Origin of the sequence: Chryseobacterium gwangjuense, from assembly GCF_021311115.1 — a bacterium.
Classification (GTDB): domain Bacteria; phylum Bacteroidota; class Bacteroidia; order Flavobacteriales; family Weeksellaceae; genus Chryseobacterium; species Chryseobacterium gwangjuense.
In genome coordinates, this window is the sequence record NZ_JAJTNP010000002.1 from 516,120 (window position 1) to 539,404 (window position 23,285).

Annotated in this window: 22 protein-coding genes; 10 read left to right on the top strand and 12 right to left on the bottom strand. The window is 33.7% G+C overall.

Annotation, left to right across the window (positions count from 1 at the left end):
* The first annotated feature begins 362 nt into the window (after positions 1–362).
* The 6 genes from LV842_RS05855 to LV842_RS05880 are packed head-to-tail and all read left to right on the top strand — an operon-like array spanning position 363 to position 6,671.
* Positions 363–1,388: a rod shape-determining protein gene (locus tag LV842_RS05855; RefSeq protein ID WP_039371224.1), complete on the top strand. Its 1,026-nt coding sequence runs from the start codon at positions 363–365 to the stop codon at positions 1,386–1,388.
* Positions 1,389–1,418: 30 nt separating this feature from the next.
* On the top strand, positions 1,419–2,273 hold the full coding sequence (gene mreC / locus LV842_RS05860; RefSeq protein ID WP_233110521.1) for a rod shape-determining protein MreC: 855 nt from the start codon (positions 1,419–1,421) through the stop codon (positions 2,271–2,273).
* Entirely contained in the window at positions 2,266–2,772 is a 507-nt protein-coding gene (locus LV842_RS05865) for a rod shape-determining protein MreD (RefSeq protein WP_233110522.1), read from the top strand. The genes mreC and LV842_RS05865 overlap by 8 nt, the downstream gene beginning before the upstream one ends.
* Entirely contained in the window at positions 2,769–4,811 is a 2,043-nt protein-coding gene (locus LV842_RS05870; protein ID WP_233110523.1) for a peptidoglycan D,D-transpeptidase FtsI family protein, read from the top strand. Before LV842_RS05865 ends, LV842_RS05870 begins: the two co-directional genes overlap by 4 nt.
* Positions 4,808–6,037 carry a rod shape-determining protein RodA gene (gene rodA, locus LV842_RS05875; protein WP_233110524.1) on the top strand — a complete coding sequence of 410 codons (1,230 nt, stop codon included), beginning with the start codon at positions 4,808–4,810 and terminating at the stop codon, positions 6,035–6,037. The genes LV842_RS05870 and rodA overlap by 4 nt, the downstream gene beginning before the upstream one ends.
* 52 nt (positions 6,038–6,089) lie before the next feature.
* Positions 6,090–6,671, top strand: coding sequence for a pentapeptide repeat-containing protein (locus LV842_RS05880; RefSeq protein WP_233110525.1), 582 nt, complete (start codon positions 6,090–6,092; stop codon positions 6,669–6,671).
* A gap of 134 nt (positions 6,672–6,805) precedes the next feature.
* Here LV842_RS05880 and LV842_RS05885 read toward each other — a convergent pair whose 3' ends face one another.
* Both LV842_RS05885 and LV842_RS05890 read right to left on the bottom strand, forming a co-directional pair.
* A complete protein-coding gene (locus tag LV842_RS05885) occupies positions 6,806–7,519 on the bottom strand; it encodes a C40 family peptidase (protein ID WP_233110651.1) in 714 nt (237 codons plus the stop codon).
* 339 nt (positions 7,520–7,858) lie between these two features.
* Positions 7,859–10,054, bottom strand: coding sequence for a glutamine synthetase III family protein (locus tag LV842_RS05890; RefSeq protein ID WP_233110526.1), 2,196 nt, complete (start codon positions 10,052–10,054; stop codon positions 7,859–7,861).
* Positions 10,055–10,768: 714 nt separating this feature from the next.
* On the opposite strand from LV842_RS05890, the gene LV842_RS05895 reads away from it, so the two are divergent.
* Positions 10,769–12,460: a DUF6909 family protein gene (locus LV842_RS05895; protein WP_233110527.1), complete on the top strand. Its 1,692-nt coding sequence runs from the start codon at positions 10,769–10,771 to the stop codon at positions 12,458–12,460.
* Between the two features lie 134 nt (positions 12,461–12,594).
* On the opposite strand, the gene LV842_RS05900 is transcribed toward LV842_RS05895, so the two are convergent.
* Complete coding sequence (locus LV842_RS05900) at positions 12,595–12,810, bottom strand: bacteriocin-like protein (protein ID WP_233110528.1); 216 nt, start codon at positions 12,808–12,810, stop codon at positions 12,595–12,597.
* A 231-nt stretch (positions 12,811–13,041) separates the two neighbouring features.
* On the opposite strand from LV842_RS05900, the gene LV842_RS05905 reads away from it, so the two are divergent.
* Both LV842_RS05905 and LV842_RS05910 read left to right on the top strand, forming a co-directional pair.
* Positions 13,042–13,509: a DinB family protein gene (locus LV842_RS05905; protein ID WP_233110529.1), complete on the top strand. Its 468-nt coding sequence runs from the start codon at positions 13,042–13,044 to the stop codon at positions 13,507–13,509.
* A 206-nt stretch (positions 13,510–13,715) separates the two neighbouring features.
* Positions 13,716–15,557 carry a M1 family metallopeptidase gene (locus LV842_RS05910; protein ID WP_233110530.1) on the top strand — a complete coding sequence of 614 codons (1,842 nt, stop codon included), beginning with the start codon at positions 13,716–13,718 and terminating at the stop codon, positions 15,555–15,557.
* Between the two features lie 138 nt (positions 15,558–15,695).
* On the opposite strand, the gene LV842_RS16135 is transcribed toward LV842_RS05910, so the two are convergent.
* Together LV842_RS16135 and LV842_RS05915 are read right to left on the bottom strand one after the other, a co-directional pair.
* Positions 15,696–15,872, bottom strand: coding sequence for a bacteriocin-like protein (locus LV842_RS16135; RefSeq protein WP_449508548.1), 177 nt, complete (start codon positions 15,870–15,872; stop codon positions 15,696–15,698).
* 183 nt (positions 15,873–16,055) lie between these two features.
* Positions 16,056–16,658 (bottom strand): hypothetical protein, encoded by a 603-nt coding sequence (locus LV842_RS05915; protein ID WP_233110531.1) that lies wholly within the window; start codon positions 16,656–16,658, stop codon positions 16,056–16,058.
* Between the two features lie 197 nt (positions 16,659–16,855).
* Between LV842_RS05915 and LV842_RS05920 the strand changes: the two genes are divergently transcribed.
* On the top strand, positions 16,856–17,614 hold the full coding sequence (locus tag LV842_RS05920; protein ID WP_233110532.1) for a type III pantothenate kinase: 759 nt from the start codon (positions 16,856–16,858) through the stop codon (positions 17,612–17,614).
* 3 nt (positions 17,615–17,617) lie between these two features.
* On the opposite strand, the gene LV842_RS05925 is transcribed toward LV842_RS05920, so the two are convergent.
* From LV842_RS05925 to LV842_RS05955, 7 genes are all read right to left on the bottom strand, one after another.
* Positions 17,618–18,049 (bottom strand): nucleoside deaminase, encoded by a 432-nt coding sequence (locus LV842_RS05925; RefSeq protein WP_233110533.1) that lies wholly within the window; start codon positions 18,047–18,049, stop codon positions 17,618–17,620.
* On the bottom strand, positions 18,050–18,685 hold the full coding sequence (locus LV842_RS05930) for a hypothetical protein (protein ID WP_233110534.1): 636 nt from the start codon (positions 18,683–18,685) through the stop codon (positions 18,050–18,052).
* Positions 18,686–18,739: 54 nt separating this feature from the next.
* Positions 18,740–19,660 (bottom strand): helix-turn-helix transcriptional regulator, encoded by a 921-nt coding sequence (locus tag LV842_RS05935; protein WP_233110535.1) that lies wholly within the window; start codon positions 19,658–19,660, stop codon positions 18,740–18,742.
* A gap of 137 nt (positions 19,661–19,797) precedes the next feature.
* Positions 19,798–20,241 (bottom strand): hypothetical protein, encoded by a 444-nt coding sequence (locus LV842_RS05940; RefSeq protein WP_233110536.1) that lies wholly within the window; start codon positions 20,239–20,241, stop codon positions 19,798–19,800.
* A gap of 124 nt (positions 20,242–20,365) precedes the next feature.
* Positions 20,366–20,731 (bottom strand): hypothetical protein, encoded by a 366-nt coding sequence (locus tag LV842_RS05945; protein WP_233110537.1) that lies wholly within the window; start codon positions 20,729–20,731, stop codon positions 20,366–20,368.
* Positions 20,732–20,752: 21 nt separating this feature from the next.
* Positions 20,753–21,130: a hypothetical protein gene (locus tag LV842_RS05950; RefSeq protein ID WP_233110538.1), complete on the bottom strand. Its 378-nt coding sequence runs from the start codon at positions 21,128–21,130 to the stop codon at positions 20,753–20,755.
* Positions 21,131–21,133: 3 nt separating this feature from the next.
* Positions 21,134–23,248 carry a CdiA C-terminal domain-containing protein gene (locus LV842_RS05955; RefSeq protein WP_233110539.1) on the bottom strand — a complete coding sequence of 705 codons (2,115 nt, stop codon included), beginning with the start codon at positions 23,246–23,248 and terminating at the stop codon, positions 21,134–21,136.
* Positions 23,249–23,285 lie beyond the last annotated feature (37 nt).

The window sequence follows — 23,285 nt, forward strand, 5'->3', positions numbered from 1 at the left end:
TTTTTTTTAATTAATCATACTCAGATCGTATATATGATAATTATCGTAAAAAACTATTTCGTGACAACAAGAGATTTTAGATTTACGCTTTAAATAAGAATGTTAAAAGTTTTAAGACTTATCATATTATTTTAATATTGTATATTTATTATGTTAAATGTCTGTAACTTCTGTCTTCCCGCTTTCTGTCTGCAAAAGATCTTAAATCTGGTTGAGCTTAAAGTTCGTAAATATCTAACGTAAAAGTTAATAAGTGGTTAGAAAATTTAATAAAATTTTAACCAAATTATATGCTTTTGGAATGTCTTTGGTAGTGTTAAATTTATATCTTTGTAAATCTTTAAAAAAATCAGAAGTAAAATATGAGTTTATTCGATATGTTTACGCAAGAAATTGCGATAGACCTTGGTACAGCTAATACCCTTATCATCCATAATAATAAAATTGTTATAGATCAGCCGTCAATTGTAGCAATTGAACGTTCTACGGGTAGGCCTATAGCTGTCGGAGAGCAGGCAAAACATATGCAGGGAAAGACTCACGAAGATATTAAGACGATTCGTCCGTTGAAAGATGGAGTAATTGCAGATTTTCATGCTTCTGAGCATATGATTAAAGAATTTATCAAAAAAATTCCTGGAATTAAAGGTAAATTTATTCAACCGGCATTAAGAATTGTAATCTGTATTCCTTCCGGAATTACTGAAGTTGAAAAAAGAGCGGTAAGAGATTCTGCTCAAAAAGTAAATGCAAAAGAAGTGCGTTTGATTTACGAACCAATGGCTGCGGCAATTGGAGTTGGAATTGATGTTCAAAAACCTGAAGGTAATATGATTATCGACATAGGTGGTGGTACTACTGAAATTGCTGTGGTTGCTTTAGGAGGTATCGTTTGTGATAAATCTGTGAAAATTGCAGGAGACGTATTTACCAATGACATCGCTTATTACTTAAGAACTCACCATAATCTTTATATCGGAGAAAGAACTGCTGAGAGAATCAAAATTGAAGTAGGTTCTGCTGTGGAAGATTTGGAAGTTGATATTGATGATATTCCGGTACAAGGTAGAGACCTTATTACAGGTAAGCCAAAAGAAATTATGGTTGGCTACAAAGAAATTGCCCGTGCTTTAGATAAATCAATTATCAGAATTGAAGATTCAGTAATGGAAACTCTTTCTTTAACTCCACCAGAATTGGCAGCCGATATTTACAAAACAGGTATTTATCTTGCAGGAGGAGGTGCATTATTGAGAGGTCTTGCGGACAGATTGCACAAAAAGACAGGTCTTCCTGTGTTTGTAGCGGAAGATCCGTTGAGAGCGGTTGTTCGTGGAACAGGTATTGCACTTAAGAATATGGATAAATTCAATTTCTTAATTAAATAATTTTTTAACCTTTTACGACATTATATCTGAATGGGATTTTTGCTGAGATTATTTTCGAAGAATGCTCTTTTTGTCTTCTTTATATTTCTGCAAATTATTGCTCTGGTTCTGATATTTTCTAAAAATGCAATGCAAAGATCCTGGATTGCAGGTCAGTCTGCTGCATTGAATTCCTGGGTTTCCGGATATATTGACGAAGGGGTTTCTTATCTTAAGCTGAAGCAGACCAACGAAGATCTTGTTGCTCAAAACAAAGCCTTGATGATGGAGCTTTACGGAAAGCAGGGGATGAAAAATCCTCTTTTCAGAAAGGTTCATGATACATTGGGAGGAGGACAGATTTATACCTTCGTAGATGGTGAGATTGTTTTCAACAGCATCAACAGAAGAAATAACTATTTTACGATAAACCGAGGAAGAAGAGACGGTGTATTTCCACAAATGGGAGTTATGGCACCAAAAGGGATTGCAGGTATCGTAATCAATTCTACGGATAGTTATGCTTTGGTTCAGTCTGTTTTAAGTGTTAATAAAATTAGAATCAATGCTGCATTGAAAAACTCGGGGTATTTCGGGACCTTGTCATGGAACGGAGATAATTCCCGCGTAATGCATCTTGCGGATGTTCCAAAATATGTGGCTTTAAAAATTGGAGATACTGTCGTTACAGACGGGAAATCTGCAATTTTTCCGAAAGGGGTGATGATTGGGACTATTGCAGGATACTCTGTGGATAATAAAACTGGTTTCTGGGATATTTCAGTGGAACTGAGTGAAAAGATGGGGGCATTGAGTAAAGTTTATGTAATCAAAAACCTGAAAAAAGCAGAAGTGCAAAAAATTCAGGATACGATGCAAGCGGTAATAAAAAAGGAAAATGATTAGCAGAACGTTATTTACAGACATATTAATCATGATTTTTCTGGTTGCATTACAAATCTTTGTATTGAACAGAATTACGCTATTTGGGAAATATACTCCGGTTTTATATCCCGTGTTTGTTATGTTCTATCCTTTTTTTAGAAATAAATTTCAGTTTTTAGCTTTAAGTTTCTTAATAGGTTTGTCTATTGATATTCTTTTGTATTCAGGAGGAATCAATGCTTTTGCAACGACCTTGATTGCCTATTTCAGAACCTTGATTTTCAGAACTTCTACAGATACTTCTACAGACTTTTTCTCGTTTCAATCCCTTCAGTGGGGGCAGTTTTTACTGTTTTTGTTCTCAAGTATCTTCTTACATCAGCTTTTAGTACAGTATATCGAATTCTTCAAGTTGAGTAGATTTTTTGAAATTTTACTTAATGTATTGGTAACAAGTATAATTTCATTTATATTTATCGTTATATATGCATTAATATTTAAAATCAAACAAAAAGTTTGAACACACGTTATTTAAAGATTTTTTCCGTTCTCGTAGTTATAGCCTTGATCTTCGTGGCTAGACTTTCCTATTTGCAGTTATTTACAGACCGTTATGCTTTAAATGCGGCGAATACCTCCATTAAAATTGAATATGTTATTCCACAAAGAGGAGTAATCTTCGATAGAAATGGTAAAATCATGGTAGGAAACCAGCCTGCTTATGAGATTTCATTCACACAAGCATTGATGAAGCCCGATTTTGATACTTTGGGTTTTTGTAATTTAATGAAAATCACTCCTCAGGATTTTACTAAAAGAATAGAGGTAATAAAAAAGGAAAAATATTATTCCAAACTTACTCCGATGACTTTCATTAAGGATTTGAGTAGAGAGGATATTGCAAGAGTTCAAGAGATCATTTTTAAATACCCTGCATTCAGTATCGTATCACGACCTCAACGGCAATATGAAGTTTCGACTTCCGGGAATTTATTAGGCTATACAAGTGAGGTAAACGAACGTGAAATTAAAAAAGACTCTGTTTATTATTTACCGGGTGACTTCATAGGAAAAACAGGAGTTGAAAAGGCCTATGAAAAAGAATTACGAGGAGTAAAAGGAATGAAGTATATCCAAAAAGATATTAAACTTCGAAACGTCGGTCCATATAAGCAGGGGTCTTTGGATAAAGAGGTTGTAACAGGGAAAGATATTACGCTAACGATAGACTATGACCTTCAGAGAATAGCAGAAGAAATGTTAGTCAATAAGCATGGTGCTGTAGTTGCCTTGGATCCTAATAATGGAGAAGTTTTAGTAGCTGCTACAGGTCCGGATATTGATCCGAATCTTTTTACAGGGCCTAACAAATCTAAAAATCTTTACGCACTGTCGAAAGATACAATTTACGAAAATAAACCAACTTTCGATCGTTCACTACAGGCGGCTTATCCTCCCGGATCTACATTTAAATTACTTACTGCTTTGGCAGCTATGCAGATGGGAGTGATGGATGAAAAGACTATTTTCCCTTGTGGAGGTGGTTTTTTTTACAGAGGAAAACGAATTAAAGGTCATGGAGGAGCAGATCCGCTTATTCCGTCTATTCAGGTTTCAAGTAACTGCTTTTTCACGTATGCATTCATAGCAATCATTAAAAAATATCCGGGAAACCCTTCAAAAGGTGTTGATGAATGGAAAAAGATTATGAGTAGTTTTGGCGTGGGAGAATTCTTAAATAACGATTTTGCTGTAGGAGCAAAAGGAAGAATTCCTTCAGGAGATTTCTACGAAAAACGTTTCAAAGCCATTATGAAAGCAAGTGGGTCGCAGAGGACTGATTTTAAAAATTGGGATGAAATGCCTACTGGTGCTATCTATAATGGAATGGGGCAGGGAGATGTTCTCGTAACACCTATCCAATTGGCGAATTATGTTGCTGCCATTGCCAATCGTGGTTGGTATTATACTCCTCATATTGTTAAATCTATTGATGGTAGACCTAATCCGGACCCAAGATTTAAAGTGAAGCATCAAACATTGGTAGATAAAAGACATTTTGAACCTGTTTTAAAAGGAATGGAAGCTGTTGTACTTCGTGGAACAGCAGCAGGCTTGAAATCTCAGGATTTTACACAGCTAGCCAAAACGGGAACGGCACAAGTACCTCAAGGGAAAGATAATTCAATCTTTGTTTTGATTGCTCCTGCTGATAAACCAAAAATTGTTGTGGTAGCCGTAATGGAGCATGCCGGTTTCGGTGCTACGTGGGCAGGACCAGCCTGTACCTTAATTGCTGAAAAGTATTTAACGGGAGATATAAAAAGAGAGTATCTGTATAAAAAAATGACAACGTCCAGCTTCATGCCTGAATATAAAAGACAATGGATTGCTGATTTGAAGCGTAAAGGTTTGTATGTAGAACCTAAACCGGATTCAATAAAGCTTAAAAGAATACAGGACAGTCTGAAATTTATTAAAGAACAGAAAGCCAAATTGCAAAAGAAGATAGACGAAAAAGCAAAAAATAATAAAAACACTAAAACGGTAAAACAATGAAGTGGACGGAAGGAATAGATAAATTAGGTCTAGGCTTGTATTTCCTACTTTGTATTTTCGCAATAGCGAATATTTACAGTGTTGACCAAAAGCTGGGTGAAAAACAGCTTATTTTCTTCTGCATCTCTTTGTTTGTAGGGCTGATTATTTTTGTGGGAAGAAGTAAGTTCTTCGAAAACATGTCAGGGATTATTTACATCGGAGGGGTTTTACTTCTTATAGGTTTATTCCCGTTTGGAAAAGAAATTCTTGGACAAAAAAACTGGTACAAATTCGGAAGCTTTACGATGCAGCCGGTTGAATTTGCTAAAATTGGGACTGCATTAATGCTTGCTAATTATGTTTCCGGACCTGAATTTAACTTAAGTAATAAAAAATCATTATACACGACCTTAGCTATAATAGGAATTCCTGCCGCTGTGGTGCTGGCAATTCCGGATGTGGGATCTATGTTGGTTTTCATAGCGTTTTTCATAGCGCTGTATCGTGAAGGCTTAAGCGGAACGTTATTTGCGGTCGGATTTCTTTTTGCGGGAGTTTTCTTAGTTTCGTTGGCGATTCCTCCCATTATTGTAGTGATTGTAATTCTGGTAATTATAGGAGGTTGGATAGCTATGAACTATTACAAAATGTCTTGGAATGTTATTTCGATTTCCGGGATTGTAGGTTCTGTTCTTGTTTTATGCGGATTGGCTTTTGGTTCACCTTACATTTTAGAAAAACTGCCGAAGCACCAAAGAGAAAGAATTGAGGTTCTTTATAAGGGTGAAAAAGCATTCAGAGATACTTCAGGATACAACTTGTTATATTCAAAAACAGCTATTGGTTCGGGAGGACTTTTAGGAAAAGGATATCGTGAAGGATCGGTTACTCAGGGAAAATTTGTTCCGGAGCAGGAAACAGATTATATTTTCTGTACCGTAGGTGAAGAATGGGGGTTTGTTGGTAGTGCTGTTTTGATTCTTTGCTATATGATTTACATCGGAAGGATTTATTATCTTGCCGAGCAACAGAAATCCTCATTTAATCGTGTTTTCGGGTATTGCTTTGCTTCGATCCTGTTGATGCACTTTACCATCAATTTAGGGATGGTTATGGGGCTTTTCCCGACTGTTGGGATTCCGTTGCCTTATTTTAGTTATGGGGGAAGTTCTTTGCTTGCCTTTTCCATGATGACTTTTATTTTCTTTAAACTGAACTATTCGGATAAAAACAGTTTGGTTTAAAATCAATTAGATCTATTATTTTTCACAATAAAAAATTAAACCATAAAATTTTATGGAAGAAACTTATATCCTTGATCAAACTTTTGAAAATATAGATTTTACGCGGCAACGTTTAGAAAAGGGCGAATATGAAAACTGTACTTTCAGAGATTGTAATTTTGAATATCAGAATCTTTCCGGATTCAATTTTAATGATTGCGAATTCATCGGTTGCAATGTAAGTATGGTGAAATTAGTTGGAACTGCTTTTCGTGATGTCAATTTCAAGGAATGTAAAATGTTTGGACTTCAATTCAATGACTGTAATGAATTCGGATTGTCCTTTAGGTTTGATGGATGTTCTTTAAACAATTCCGTCTTTTATCAAACCTCTATTAAGAAGACCTTATTCAAAGATTCAAGGTTTATTGAAGTTGATTTTACAGAATGTGATCTATCGGGTACAGTCTTTAATAATTGTGATTTCTCAGGCGCTGTTTTTGATAACACTAATCTTGAAAAAGCAGATTTCAGGACTTCGGTTAATTATCTGATTGATCCTTCTCAGAATAGGCTTAAAAAGGCTAAATTTTCACTTTCTGAAATCCATGGTCTCCTTTATAAACTGAATATTGAAATAGATAAGAATAGTTAGTAATGTGAAAAGCTTTATGTTTAAAGTAAGCTGTAATCGTATCTAAGCTTTCATAAAAACCTCATCAAGTATAAAAAACAAAAAAGCCATCAAAATTTTGATGGCTTTTCATTATTTAAATCAATTATTTAAAATTAAAAACTTGTTCCGTTTGATACTGGAGTTGTTGTCGCTAGGTTGTTGTAAGCTTCTCCATTTTCATTGATAATTCTTTTGGCAAATCTGTACTTAGGTCCCCAATAAGAATCATTAAGAGAAGAAACCATTACTCCTTTTGAGGTAGCAGCGTGGATGAACATGATTTCTCCGTTTTCAGAAACGCTTTCAACAATTCCTACGTGAGAAATTCTTCTGCCGTGAGAGAAGAAAATCAAATCTCCTTTCTGAAGGTTTTCTTTTTCTATTTTTTCTCCTTCCTGTGCCTGAGAAGATGCTACTCTTGGTAAGCTAAGACCTGCAGCAGCTCCGAAAACTGAAAGAACAAATGCTGAACAGTCGATTCCGTTTCTTGTTGTTCCTCCATATCTGTAAGGAGTTCCTAAATAAGTAGCTGCTTCAGATAAAATGTTGTCGATTGTTTTATTGTATTTGATTGCTTTTGCAATCTCAGAATTTTTAACAGAATTTTTTGCGCTAGCGATAGATGCCGCTTTTTCAGCAAGGAAAGAATCAATTAATCTCTGCTTATCAAGCTCAGCTTTCTTAGAATCAAAAGAAGCTAGTTTGGCATCTGTTTTGTATTCTTTAGTGTAAGTAGCTGGTTGTGAAACTACATAATTTGTAACGCAAGATTGTAGTGACATTGTAGAAACTATAGCAACTAAATAAAACAAAACTCTTTTCTTCATATATATTTGATTATCCGTGTTAAAAGGAATATTTATTTTCAAAAGCATTACAAAAGTAAAGATTCCGAGAAAAAGACTCCCGATATGATAATTGTCAGGTTCTTTATTTAACATATTTTAACATATTATTTAAGTATGTTAAAGAAAAACAAACCGCAACCGCCTATTTTAGGCAAGTGTGCGGTTTTTTTTATTAAGATTCTTTAACAAAATAAATAGCGTTTCCTTTATTAGTCGATACTCAGGATTTTAAACTCTACTTTTCCAGGCTGTTAAAAAAATAAAAAAAGCTTCCCGAAAAAATCCGGAAAGCTTGACTAATATGGAACTTTACAAATGTTACTTCGTAAATAACATTTCTCTGTATTTTGTCATTGGCCAAAGTTCATCATCAACCATCATTTCAAGATCATCAGAAGCTTCTCTGATAACATCGAATAGAGGTTTTACTTTGTTACAATATACTTCTGCTTGCTTTTGGCTGTTAGACGTTGCTTTTGCAGCTTCTCTAGCTTTAATCAGATCTTCAACACCTACTTTTATGGTAGAAACGTTTTCAGAAATGCTTGCAATTAAACTCATTTGTTCTTTTGCCAATGTCTTGAATTCTTTCTCTCCGAAGATTTCTTTAAGACCTTTTACGTTTTCAATTAACCTGTTCTGATATTTTAAAGCAGAAGGGATGATGTGGTTTCTTGCGATATCACTTAAAACTCTTGCTTCAATATCAATTACAGTAGAGTATTTTTCTAATTTGATTTCGTTTCTTGCTTCAACCTCTCTGTGAGTGAAAACTCCGATTTCTTCGTAAAGATCCAGGAATTTTTTATCCATTTCCTGCTTAAGAGCTTCCGGAGTGGTTTTCAAGTTGTTCAATCCTCTCTTTTTAGCTTCTTTTGCCCAGTCATCAGAATATCCGTCACCTTCAAACATGATGTTTTTACACTGCTTGATGTATTCTCTCAATACGTTGAAGATCGCTTCGTCTTTCTTAAGGCCAGTTTCAATTAAAGCATCAACCTCTTTTTTGAAATCAATTAATTGTTTTGCAGCGATGGTATTCATTACCGTCATAGATTCTGCACAGTTTGCAGCAGATCCTACTGCTCTGATCTCGAATTTATTTCCTGTAAATGCAAATGGAGACGTTCTGTTTCTGTCAGTGTTATCCAACAAGATTTCAGGGATTTTTCCAACTACATTTAATTTTAAATCTGTTTTTTCGTCCGGTGAAAGTTTTCCTTCCGTTACTTTTTCAAGCTCTTCCAAAACTCTGAACAACTGGCTTCCGATGAATACGGAAATAATTGCTGGTGGAGCTTCGTTAGCACCTAATCTGTGGTCGTTACTTGCAGATGCGATACTTGCTCTTAAAAGATCAGCGTATTCGTGAACCGCTTTAATAGTGTTAACGAAGAAAGTTAAGAACTGTAAGTTTTTCTTAGGGTTTTTTCCCGGGCTCAACAAGTTTTCACCTGTATCAGTTGCTAAAGACCAGTTGTTGTGCTTTCCGCTTCCGTTTACTCCTGCGAATGGTTTTTCGTGGAACAAAATGTGGAAATGGTGTCTGTGAGCAATTCTTGCCATTACGTCCATCAACAAAGAGTTGTGGTCTACAGCAACGTTTACTTCTTCAAACATTGGAGCCAGCTCAAATTGGTTTGGAGCTACCTCGTTGTGTCTTGTTGTTACAGGAATACCCAATTTCATACATTCGATTTCCAGCTCTTTCATGAAGTTCATTACTCTTGTAGGAATTGAACCGAAATAGTGGTCATCTAACTGTTGTCCTTTTGCAGGAGAGTGTCCTAGCAAAGTTTTACCTGTTAATACAAGGTCCGGACGAGATTGGTATAATGCTGAATCTACCAAGAAATATTCTTGCTCCCAACCTAAAGTAGGAGTTACTTTTGTTACGTTTTTGTCAAAATACTGCATTACGTTGGTTGCAGCTTCGTCTACAGCGTTCAAAGCTCTTAAAAGAGGTGCTTTATAATCTAAAGTTTCTCCGGTATAAGAGATGAAGATGGAAGGAATACATAAGGTAGTTCCCATAATGAAAGCCGGAGAAGTAGGGTCCCAAGCTGTATAACCTCTAGCTTCGAAAGTATTTCTGATTCCTCCGTTCGGGAAAGAAGACGCATCCGGCTCCTGTTGAATCAATAAATTTCCGCTGAATCTTTCAATAGCTCTACCTCCTTCGATAGGAGTGAAGAAAGAATCGTGCTTTTCTGCAGTTGTCCCCGTCAAAGGCTGAAACCAGTGAGTGTAGTGAGTTACTCCTTTGCTCATTGCCCAGTCTTTCATTGCTACAGCAACCTGATCTGCAATGTGTCTCTGAATTTTAGTCCCTTTTTTTACCGCATCCATAATAGACTGGAATGCTTCTTTTGTTAAATATTCTCTCATTGTTTCTTCTGAGAAAACATTTTGGCAGAATAATTCTGACAATTTCACAGGAACTTCAACTGAGTTATCTCTTCTAAAGTCCTTAAATGGTAAAGTTTCTAACGCTTTGAATCTTAAAGTTGACATATAGGTTAATTTTTACAGGGCAAATTTACAAAAAAAATGAATTGAAAAAATTTATACCCTAAAAATTTTAGGGGTATTTTAATTTTTAACTAAATTTTAAACAATGATTTGGTTTTTGAGAGGGGTTGGTTGGGTTTGAAATTTAAAATTTCAGGTTTTGAGTTTTTTGAATGGAGTGAAATTGCCAACAAGTATTATATGTGTTCAATTTACGAATTACTATAATGTATATTCTATATTAATACGATTATTTTCTTCTGTCATTCTGAACGGAATGAAGAATCTCCTCTGATCGTGTTGTTTCCATCAATTTGTTATGAAGTAAGAATCTAAATAATGTTATTATATGATGATTTAAGCCTAGATTCCTACGGAATGACAAACGTTATTACTGGTTTTTCTTTTGATGAGTTTCTCTAATGTAAGAATTCCCCTCCTTTGGAGGGGTGGCGAAAATTCAAAGAATTTTTGACGGGGTGGTTTTTATACATAATTCTTTCCTAGCCCCGATTGTCGCGACATCCTTTTTTGCAGTGAAGAAAGCGTCGGCAAAAAAGATATAGCAGAAAGCGGGAAGTAGCTCCTTATAAAGATAAAGAAGTTGGAAAATGGATGCTGAAAGTTTTCCATATGAATATTATGTTAAATCGTTTATTAAAAGATACTTAAACTAAGTTGGGCAGAGATTTTGTATATTTGTGTGAAATTTATTTTATGACAAATTCTAGAGCAAGAGAAACAACGGAAGCAATTGAAAGATTGTATATTTCTATGAGACACCTCTTTTACAGAGGTTTTTTTAAACCTGCCGGTGTTTCGGGGGAGAGCATCAGAAGTTTGTTGAAGACGATCAATCCGGAAATTTATGGAACCATGAGTATTCCGAGCAAATTGGAACTGGATGGATTGATGTATGTTTTAGACAGGCTTCCGGAGGGAATTGAAGAATGCGCTTTTATTCATCTTACATCAGATGAGGGGTTTGATAAAGGAAGTTTCGAACCAATTGTACCTAAAAAGAGAAGAAGAAACTGTTATAGAATCGATGAACACCAGATGAATATTGAAGTTCTTTTGGGACGTTCTGAGATCTATGATATTTTGACTCACCTTACCTTCTTATTTATAGAAGCCGATAAAATCAGGAATTTAGCTTTCATTCAGGATGAAAACTGGAAACCAACACGTGCTTTTAAAATAATCGAAGAAGTAGTAAAAGGCGAAAAGAAATTCAGCAGAAAAGAAAAAGAAGTGGCGCTGATTCATTTATCTTCTTTAATAGGAAGAACTTTTGAAGAGACATTAAATGCTTACAATACTTTCGGGGACGATCAAAATCCTGACCGTTTATTTAAGATCATCTATAACTTAGGAAAAGTAAGTTTGGAAGATGCTAAACAAACGAGAGAAAGAGAAATTCATTTCAGCTCGATCTTAAAGGAAAGAGTAGGACATCATTATTTCGGTGAAAAATGGGCGAATAAAGTGAAAGAGGTTTTGTTTGAAAACAATCTTCACATGCGTCCGTTGCATATTATTTCGGCCAATATGCATTCCGTGAAAAATATGCTGTATGCTAATGATGCTTTGAAGAAAAAAGACAACAAAGAAGTAGATTATAAACTGTACGGAGAGATTTCTGATAAAAAAGAGCTTCGTGATAAAGTTTCAAAATACGCTTTGGAGGAAGGGATGATCTATATTAATGATAAGAGCGGAAGTAATATTGATGTTCAGATCATTGATTTAAGCAAAATGAACCTTAAAAATACACCTTTCAGCGACATAAAATATGGAGGTGACGATGTAATTATGGTGTTCGATTATGCTTTTGGTGAGCAGGCTTTTGAGGTTATGGATGAATTACTGAGACCTTTTGAGCATAATGGAGAAGTTTACATGATGAAAGTGAAATCTGTTTCGATTATGGGTAAAGCCGGGATTCTGGAAGGAGGAAAAGGTGATATCATGATTCCTACATCTCATATTTTTGAAGGAACTGCAGATAACTATCCTTTCGAAAATGCTTTGAAATTGGCAGATTTCCATGATGATGAATTAAAAGCTTTTGAAGGACCAATGATTACCGTATTAGGAACTTCACTTCAAAACAGAGATATTCTTTCTTATTTTATGAACACTTCTTGGAAGGCAATCGGTCTTGAAATGGAAGGAGCGCATTATCAAAAAGCTATTCAGGTAGCATCTAAAATCAGACATCATATTTCACCGGATTTATTTGTAATGTATGCATATTACGCTTCGGATAATCCTTTGGAAACAGGAAGTACACTTTCTTCAGGTGGTTTGGGATTAACAGGTGTTAAACCAACGTATCTGATTACATTAAGAATCTTGGAGAAGATTTTACAAAGCGGAAAGAAAGAAGCTTCTGCTAAAAAATAATTTGATTACTTCAAATAAATATAAACCTCGAATGTTTTCATTCGAGGTTTTTTGTTTTTAAAAATATTCTTTTATAAGTAGATTAATCTTTCTTAGCTATTTGAAAAAAGTTAATAGATGAATACGAAGTTTATTTAATTATTAACGCAATTTCCATTAATACAAGTCTGTCCTTCATTACATCCAATAGCGTTATCGCTATAATAGGAAATACAAGAAATAAATCCTGGTTGTTGTCTTAGGCACTCCATTGTTCTTGTTTGGTCTTCCCATTTTGAGCAATCAAGTATTTGATAACCCCCATTAACATTTTTTAAAGTTTCTCTTGAAAGTTTTCTTAAATTTTTCATAATAAAATTTGATTTGTTTTTTCCTACTCTATAAGCTTTTCGGTTACGCTTGTGTTTGTTTATAACGAATGTAATGTAATCCTATATATTTTCCAAATATTTTATTTTAGTTAATTTTCGACTAATCTAATTCTAATCTAAATTAAAATTATGTTTTGAAAGCCGTTGTATAACCCATCATTTAAGTATTGGTTAAAAAAGAATCTTAACTTTAAAAAAAATTAAAAACAAATGAGTTCAACTTCACAATTAGCCAAAAAATTCAGAGAAGTATTGCTGGATGGTTTGTGGATTGCCAATACCAATTTTAAAGATCAGTTAAAAGAGGTCACTTGGGAACAGGCGATGACGAAAGTTGGTTCTTTGAATACGATTGCTATGCTTACTTTTCATATCGATTATTATATCGCAGGATTGGTGAATGTTTTTGAAGGCGGCGGTTTGGAAATCAGAGATCAATACAGTTTCGACCTTTCTCCAATTGAATCTCAGAAACAATGGGAAGAACTTTTACACAAGCTTTGGACTGATTCTGAAAAATTTGCCAGTTTATTGGAACAAATGCCCGATTCTAAAATGAATGAAGTTTTTGTCGATGAAAAATATGGAACGTATTTAAGAAATATTGACGGGATGATTGAGCATGCATATTATCATTTGGGGCAGATTACTTTGATTAAAAAATTGTTGACGAATTAATATTTTCTCTTCATACAGATTACACAAATTCCACAGATTTTTTCAAAATAATTTTCTGTGAAATCCGTAAAATCTGCGGGAAATATTTTAACAATCAAAATAATTTGAATCTAAGCTATATAAAACAGAACGAAAACCTCATCATAGCTCCATATTTGAGGCTTTTGTTTAAATTACTTATCTTTAAAAAAAATAAAAAATTTTAAATGAAAAAATCGGTTGCAATCCTGTTTGCGTTTATAATTTCACAATTTCAGGCTCAGCAAGGAGCTTATTATCAGCAGGCTGCGAAGTATAAGATGGATATTGATGTGAATGCTGAAAAATTTACTTATCAGGGAAATCAAACTTTAGAGTACACGAATAATTCTCCGGATGAGCTTAATGTGGTTTATTTCCATTTGTATTGGAATGCTTTTAAACCAAATTCCATGATGGATCAGAGAGTTGCCGGACAAGGGAAAAACGGAGATTCAAGATTGCAGAAAGACGGAATTTCAAGATTGGCTTCTATTCCGAAAGATCAGGAAGGAGCACAAAATATTCACTGGATTAAGCAAAACGGAAAAACATTGAAGTTTGAAGTTCAGGAAACGATCATGAAAGTGTATCTGGCAGAACCGATTAAACCAAATTCTACCACAACGTTAACGATGGATTGGGATGCAGTGATTCCTCAGCAAATCAGAAGAAGCGGGAGAAACAACAGGGAAGGTGTTGATATGACCATGACTCAATGGTATCCTAAAATTGCAGAATACGATTATGATGGTTGGGCAACATTCGACTATATCGGAAGAGAGTTTCATGCACCGTTTTCAGATTTTGATGTGACGATTAAAATCAACAAAGATTACGTAATTGGAGCAGGAGGAATTCTTGAAAACCCGGCTGAAGTAAAAGGCTATGACGCTAATGCAAAAATCAAAGCTGAAAAAAATAAAACAACTTGGAGATGGACGGCAAAAAATATGCTGGATTTCGCTTGGGCGGCAGACAGAGATTATGTTGTAAAAAGCTTCGATGTTCCTCAAGGTCCGAAAGTATTCTTAGTGTATCAAAATAATGATAAAACCAAGGTTTGGGAGCAGGCTCAGCCGTATGTGACGAAATATTTCCAGTTAATGAACGCTCACTTCGGAAAATATGTTTACCCAACTTATGCTTTCATCCAAGGGGGAGATGGCGGAATGGAATACGGAATGTGTACGATGATTTTAGGTGAAGCTAAAGATATTGAAGGATTAATAGGATTAATGGCTCACGAAGGAGCTCATTCTTGGTATCAGCAGATGTTGGCGACGAATGAATCGATGCGTCCGTGGATGGATGAAGGGTTCACGAGTTATGCGGAAGGATATGTAATGAATCAGTTATTTCCTCCGGCAGAAGAACTTCCGAATCCGTTTGCAAATTCTGTGAATGCCTACAGAAGTTTCATTAAAAAAGGGATTGAAGAGCCTGCAGTTTGGTTGGGCGATCATCATGATAACGGAACAGCTTACACGTATGCTTCTTATGTGAAAGGGGAGTTGTATTTGGTACAGCTGGGTTATATTATGGGAGAGCAGAATTTAGCGGAAACATTAAAACAATACTACGATCAATGGTCGATGAAACATCCGTCTGACAGAGACTTTTTACATATTGCACAGAAAGTTTCAGGAATGGATTTGAAGTGGTTCCAGAATTATTGGATTAATACGACCAAAACTATCGATTACGGAATTAAAGATGTAAAATATGATGCAAAATCTACGACAATTACTCTGGTAAATAATGGACAGGTTCCGATGCCGATTGATTTTAGTATTATGACTAAAGACAAAAAAATTGTAACGTATCAGGTTCCTTTAAATATGACTCATACCTGGAAAGAAAAAGATGCTTTTGGTGAGTTCAAAACAATGCCATATTGGCCTTGGACACAGAAAGAATATTCTATTACAGTTCCTTATTCAAAAGACCAATTGGCGGTTTTAGGAATTGATTTCAGTGAGAGAATGGCAGATGTGAATTTGGAAAATAATTTTGTTGAGGTGAAGTAATTATTCTAACAATATAAAATAAAATCCTGCAGATATTCTGTGGGATTTTTGTTTTTAAACAGATATAAAATGGTAAAGAAAGAGAATCTATAAAATAAAATCACCCGTCAATTTTGACGGGTGACATTTATGTAAATTCTAGACTAGGCAATATCTTTTAACAGAAATTGGGCAACCTGGAATAGACGTATAAGTTAAACCGGGGGCAGGATTTATTTGACATCCCATCGCATACATATTATCTACGCATTCCTGTGTGTATCCTCCTTTTACTGTTTTTAAATTTTCTCTTGAAATTTTTTTAAGATTTTTCATACTGATTAATAAGGTGTTGGTAATTCCTACTCTTTGTTAAGCTTTTCGGATTCCGCTTTAAATTTATCCTAAGTTAGTGAATTTTAATATATGGAATAAGAATTATTTAAAAAACTTTATCATCTCATAATTAGCCTATTAATACGGGATTTTGAAAGTAATCTTGCTTGAAAAATAATTGATTTATTGTATTTCAAATTGCTGTACCATCCAATGTTTTGAGTGATTTTTAATCAAATCGCTTTTTAGAGTACTGTCTTTAGTATTCAGGTAGCTGTAGACTTTAAGCGGAATCGAATCAGGATATTCTTTTAAACCTTGTGTAATTATATTTTGAGATTCTTCCCTTCTATTGCCACTTTCTAACGCCTCTGCTTTGTAGATGTAAATGATAGCCGGAACCTTCCCGAATATTTCTTTGGTTTCATTTTCTAAGATATTCATGGTTTCAATTTGAAAATCCGAATCAGTTTTTTTTCCTACTGCTGCCGTTTTGCTAATGTGTTGTTGATACATTAAAAAAAGCATAAGAACATGAAGGTTTTTGGTGTTCGGATCAGAGACCAGTTTTTCAATTTGCTGAATATCTTCAGGAGTCATTTCTTCCTGGTCTGCCTGAAGATTTTTTTCATAAAAAGTCGTTAGGAGATTGTAAATCGTTTTGTCGGATTTATCAATTTGGGACTGCTTTTTAATTTCCGGATAAATATCTTTTATAGAAGGGTTGCTTTGGGCAAAAAGACTAAGGTTAATAAAAACAAAAAATATCAGAACAAAGTTTTTCATATCTGTTGAAAAGAATTAGTGGGATTACGACTCTAAATATAATTAATTGTTTTGAAAACCAAAAAAATCGGGTGAATTTAGAGAACTGTAAAGGTAGATTTTTATTAAAAATTATTAATTTTGAGCCTTAAAATTAATGCGGTCTTTTTGAAGTTAAACTTCTATTACTCAGAATAGCCCGGTTGAAACATAAATCAATGAATTCAATTGTCATAAACGTTGGAAACAGTAATATCAGATTTGGCCTTTTTAATGAGGATAACTGTGATATTTCATGGGTAATCAATACAAAACCTTACAGAACAGCTGATGAATTATATGTTCAAATGATGATGCTGTACCAAACGTATAAAATTGAACCTAAAGAGATCAGCAAAGTAATTATTGGCTCAGTTGTACCTCAGCTTACCAAAGTAATGAGTTCTGCGATCAAGAAAATACACGATATTACTCCTGTAATTGTTGATAGAACTACTCCTTCAGCGGTTCAGGCAAAATCGAAGCAGATGGGAACGGATATTTATGCTAATCTTGTGGCGGCTCACAATCTGTATCCTGACAGAAAAAAAATAATTTTAGACTTCGGAACGGCTCTTACGGCAAGTTGTGTTGCAGAAGATGGAGAAACATTAGGCGTGATTATCGCTCCGGGGATTATAACTTCTCTTAATTCTTTAATCAGTCAGACCGCACAACTTCCGGAAATTGAATTGAAAAAACCAAAAACAGTTTTAGGCTTAGATACCGTTACTTGTATGCAAAGCGGAATGGTGTATGGTTTTTTAGGAATGGTGGAAGGATTTATTGATCGAATTAATGATGAGGTCAATGACGATTGCTTCGTTGTAGCGACAGGCGGAGTTTCCCATGTTTACAAACCTCTGACCGATAAAATTCATATCGCAGACAGATTACATACTCTTAAAGGACTTTATTTTTTAGGAAAAGATAAATAAGATCTAACGTTTTGATTTAAAGAATTCCTTTACAATCGAAGAACATTCGTTATCCATGATTCCGGTTACGATTTCCGTTTTCGGATGGAGAGAAAGATGCTTATTAATAAATCCTCTTTGTTCATCTCTGGCTCCGATCACTACTTTTGAAATCTGTGACCATGAAAGCGCTCCGGAACACATCACGCAAGGCTCTAATGTCACATAAAGCGTACAATCTTTTAAATATTTGCCTCCTAGAAAATTAGCAGCGGAAGTTATTGCCTGCATTTCGGCATGAGCAGTAACATCGTTTAGTGTTTCGGTAAGATTGTGTGCTCTTGCAATGACTCTATTGTTAGAAACGATAACGCATCCAATGGGAACCTCATCTTTTTCTAAAGCCATTTCGGCTTCCTGTAAAGCCATTTTCATATAATATTCGTCCGTAAACATTTATTCGATATTCATGGTTAAAGGAAGCTTGAAACTAAATCTCACCGATTCTCCGTTAATGGTTGCCGGAGAGAATTTTTCAGGAATAGAGTATAAGGCAATTTCAGCCTGTCTGTTGAAGGTGAAATTATCTCCCTGAGCATTTACATTGCTGATGCTGCCATCTTTTTCGACAATGAAATCTACATTGGCTTTAATGGTTTTGGTCTCAGAATATACTCCTGCTGTATAGAAAATCTGGGCAACTTCCTGTCTTAAAGCATTGATTCCGCCCGGATAATCCGCATTTTTGTTTACAGTTGAACTTCCTTTTGATTGAGTATTGGATAATTCTATTTTATCGCTTTTCTGTTTGATCCTTTGTAAATCTTCCAGATTCTTAACTCTTAACAAAGCGCCGATCATGGCAACATTTTCGATGCTGTCCATCTTTTTCATAAACAAAAGATAATCCTGTTTTATAGCTGCTTTGGCGAAAGTATTGTTCTCCTCTGCTTCAAATTTCTTTTTAAACTCAGTATTGAGCATATTTCTATGCTGGTTGTAGAAGTTTTTTACATTTTTGAATTCTTCTGTCTGTTGGGAAAAACAAAAAGAAGAAATAAGGCAAAACAGACAAAAGAATATAGGTTTCAAATTGAAATATTTATGTAAATGTAATCAAAAATAACCAAAATTCTCTATTCTTTTTTATTCGCTAAGATAGCTGTTCAAAGACTGTTGCAGATGATTTCGGATGTCGTCAACTAAAGTTTTAGGTTCTAAAACACGGACTTCTTTTCCATAAGAAAGAATTTCCTGCATAAAATCGTAAGTAGGGTGAAGGAAAAACTCAAAATAAATCTCTTCAGGCGTTTCTTTAAGCTCTTTCTGAGACTGATGCAACGGAAAGCTTTTGATGTATTCTCCCTGATGTCTGCTGCATTTCAGGACGATTTTTTCAGGATTTTGTTCCGAAAGATTCATCACACCGAACGCATTTTTAAAATGTTCCCTGAAGTTGTATTTGTATTTTTCGCGGTATTGTTTGTCACTCACATCCAAATAATTGATTCGGTCCAATCCAAAAGATTTTAGCATTTTATCTTTAGTGTCGATAGCGATCAGATACCATCTGTCTTTGGATTCTTTTAAAGCCAAGGGATGAACTTTTCGGGAAGTCATCAGTTTGTTTTTGTAATTGTAATGCTCAAAAGAAACGATTCTTTTGTTTCGGATGGCAAAAAACAAATCATAGAAGTTTTCAACACCGGTCGGTTTTCTGCTTTCAAAAAAGATAAAATCAGCAAAATCCGGATGCGTATTCATGGCGTTGCTTACTTGAAAAGACTCGAGTAATTTTTGGTTGTATTCATCCACTTCCATGATCGGGCGACTTTCGATATAATAACGATTATCCCCTTTCTTTTTATTATGAATAGAAAGATTAAAAAGATCCGAAATCTCCCGGATATCCCTTTGCAACGTACGGATAGAGTAGCTCTTGATGTCCGCATCCTGAAATTCGAAAGAGTTGAGAAGATAGTCCTCCAGCTGCGAGTAAGTAGCCGGAGAACTTTCTAATCTTTTTATAATTAAGGCATATCTTGTCAGGTAAAAATCTTTTTTCATTCGGATATATGTATGTTGCAGCTTTGCAGCGTTTTATTTTGTCGAATGGAACGCAAGCGTTTCATGGATGAATTTTATAAGACAAATATATGGGCTTAATGCGACAAAAGGTGTCGTGTTTTATTTTTTAATTAATTTTATTTTACCCATTTTCTTGCTCCGGAATCCCATTCTAAGCATGTATCCCAATTATCTTCAATAAGGTTTTCAATGCCATTTAAAAAATTATCATTCATTTTATAAAAACCATCACCGATTAGATAAATTGCACCTTTTAAATCTGTATAAACCATATAATGATCCGGATAAAAGTAACCTATTTTATAATAAGTGCCCGGAAAAGGGAGATCACTATTTTCAATATTTTTTAGGAAATCTATATTTGTATTTAATGTATTGGTTACCTCTGATTTGTAAGATTTACAATCTTCAATAATTAAATCACCATAGGATTGTAAGAATTCTTTTAGATGAAGCGGTAAACTATTTACATTATTAATTTTTTGATTTAATGCTATATTTCTATTCTCAAACCATCCTGCTTTTTCAAATTGGGTTTGAACAATTGATTTAAATTTCATATACTATTTTTGAATTTCTTATTCTGTGAACATCGTTGCAGTATTCAAATTCTTTCCTTTTTCCATTTGCTTCATAAATACATTATTATTTCAAAAGGTGTCGTGTTTTATTTTTGTGAGGAAATTATGAGGGTAATGTTTTAACCATGATAAAAGAACTAATATTGTTCTGCTTTTCAAAATTTGAATAAAATTCAAGCAATTTTTCTAATTCCTCTGATTTATAGGCATCAGTAGTGTCTTTATTTTGAATGATGGATAAAGCCCAATGATAGGGTATTTGATGATTTATATAATCTACTCCGTCATAATCTTCAAGATTATTTAAGAATGATATAAAATAAGAGTAAAATTCATTTTCAATAATCTTTTTTTCGAAAAAACCTGTAATTAAAAGACAGACAAATTCAAAATATTTTCCTCTTAAAAATATTTTCTCTTGGCCATCATCGTCTATAAATGAAAATTTATCATTTTTAATAGGTTTCATAATATTATTAGGAAAAATATTTTATATGAATAAATCAATATTATTTTTCTTAATAACACCATTTTCTCTTAGTTCATATACTATATCGCCTTGAAAATCAAAAAAATAGTCTTCGTTAGGGTATATTTCCGTAGTTATTTTATAAACAATTTCTTGCAGTAACTCTTTCCATAATAATGGATCTGCTTCTTTTCTTAAAACATCAAAAGAGATTTTAGACGAATCTGCTAAATCAATATTTAAATATTGATCTTGAAATTTACCTTCTTCGTAGCTTTGATTTGTAGAGTATAAGTTTGAAACTGCGAAAAAATTATTTTTATACTTATCTATTAATTCAGTAAGTTGTTTTTTGTTTTCTAATTTTTTTCGAAATTTTAAATGATAAGTTAGTGACATGATTTATTTTTTTAGCATTAAATAATTAATTTCTCCCTGTTTTGTTATATAAATAACTTCTTTTAATCCTCTTATTTCCCAATCTAAAAATTGTTTTTGAAGTTTAGAAATTTCTCCATTCCAATTTTTTAAATTTAAGATAATTCTATTAGTTTGATCTTTTTCTATTTTGTCGGCAATTTCAGACCAAATACCTCTAACAGATTTATTACTATTAAAGGGAGAATAACAATCAAAGACTTCTCCTTCAATAATATAATCAGGATTTTTAAGTGTTGTCGATATAGAAGGGTTTTGTTCTATATCAAATCCTTTTTTAGCTAAGATTTCGGCTGCATCGTTTTCTAGAATTAAAGATGTTTTGGTAGCATCATCTAAATTTTCTGGTATTTTTGTTTGGCGACCTCGTGGTTTTGCGGACAGATTTTCATTTTTACTAGGAGTCGTTTTCTCTTTTACCTCTATAAGTTCATCTAATTCTTTTTCAGCATTATCAAAAATTTCTTTAGTCTTATTCTCTGCTGTTTTTTCTTCAAGTTTCTTAGAAAAATTATCTGACTCCTTTCTAAAAGTCTCATAATAACTGTCAAGATATTTTTGAGTTTGTTTTTCTAAAGCTAATTCCTTTTCCGCCTTGGAAAGATTTTTTAATAAAGAGACTTCCTCTGCTGCTTTACTTGCTTTTCCTGCTTTCAGCGCAGGTACAAGTAAAGTTATAATATCAGGAGTTAGTTCACCAAGCTCTTTATAATGATAATATGGATTACTGCCATACTTTAAAAACCAATCAGGAAACTCTTTTATTGCAACGTGAAACTTTTTCCAAAGGGATTTTATAAAACCTTCAAAATTATAAACAATTTCATTTAAAAGACCTTCAAAAGCTTCACCTAATGCATCTGTAAGTGCAAAGCCGATTCCATCTCTTGCAATAATCATGATCAAAGAGATTAAATCTATAATTCCTGCAACAAATTCTATACATCCATTCCAAAGACCAACTAAAAAAGCATTGAGATTATAAATCTCGTTAAGTATTTCACCTTCAGGTAAAAACTTATCTAATATTTTTAAGCCTTCATCTAGTAAAGAAGAAAACTTATCAAACAAATATAATAAAATATTGTTCAAAATTTCTTTGAAAATCTTTTCTATAACAACATCATTTTTATTTGTTTTTGGGATATTGTCAATTTGTTGCTTGAATTTATTCTTTATAGATTCTTTTATATTATTTCTATTTTGAGGAACAATAACATCCGGTAGAAATGCTGGAGTGAAATCTTCTTCTAATAAAGCATTCCAAAATTTTTCTTCTTCGTATTTTTTTGTTCTCATCCATTGTGAAAGTTCCAGAATCTTTTTGGGAGTATTTAATCCTAAAAATTCGTCCCCTTGCAAAAGGATTAAGAACAATGACATGTCATCAAACTTTTTTTGGCTATAGTCATATTTTATAGCTTTTTTTAGTAGCTTTTTTAATTTTCCTGCATCAAGCTTTCTTTCTTTATCGGCTTGAGAAAACTCGAGACTGGAATCTGTTTTTATTTCAAAAGACCTGTTTAAAAATTCTACAGCTAAATCGTCTTCATCTGTTTGTCCTAAAAAAGGGTATTGAAACTTTAATTTTTCTATTGCTTTTTTACCCAATTTTACTCTTACGATTTTCCCAAAATCAAATTTTCCATCATCAGTTTCTATGAGGAACATTACTTGATTGTCTTCGGGTTTAAATTCAGGATTGGCATATTGTTTTAAAATTTCATTTCCATCAGGATTGGCATAGACAACAAACTTTAAATCATCCCAATTCTCATTTATAGAATTATTGTACAATGAAGCAATTGCAGAACTAAATCTTTTGGAAAGATCTATAATACTAAAGTTGGTTTCATTTAAAACTCTAGAAGGTCCATAGTCGGATATTGCAAATGCAGGCAATCTTTTTTCCCAATATTGTCCAAAGGGACTGTTTTTAAAAGCGCTTATCTCATCAAAAGTGTTTTTTCTTAAAAAGCTTTGTTTCTTAAACAAGCCATTTTGGAGATCATTCTCTGAAAGCAGTTTAGAACTGATAGAATCGGTGTTTCCTTTATTATTTAATATTTCTAAACTCATTTTGTGATTTTTGGTGTTAATAAAGGCAGAGTTTTTA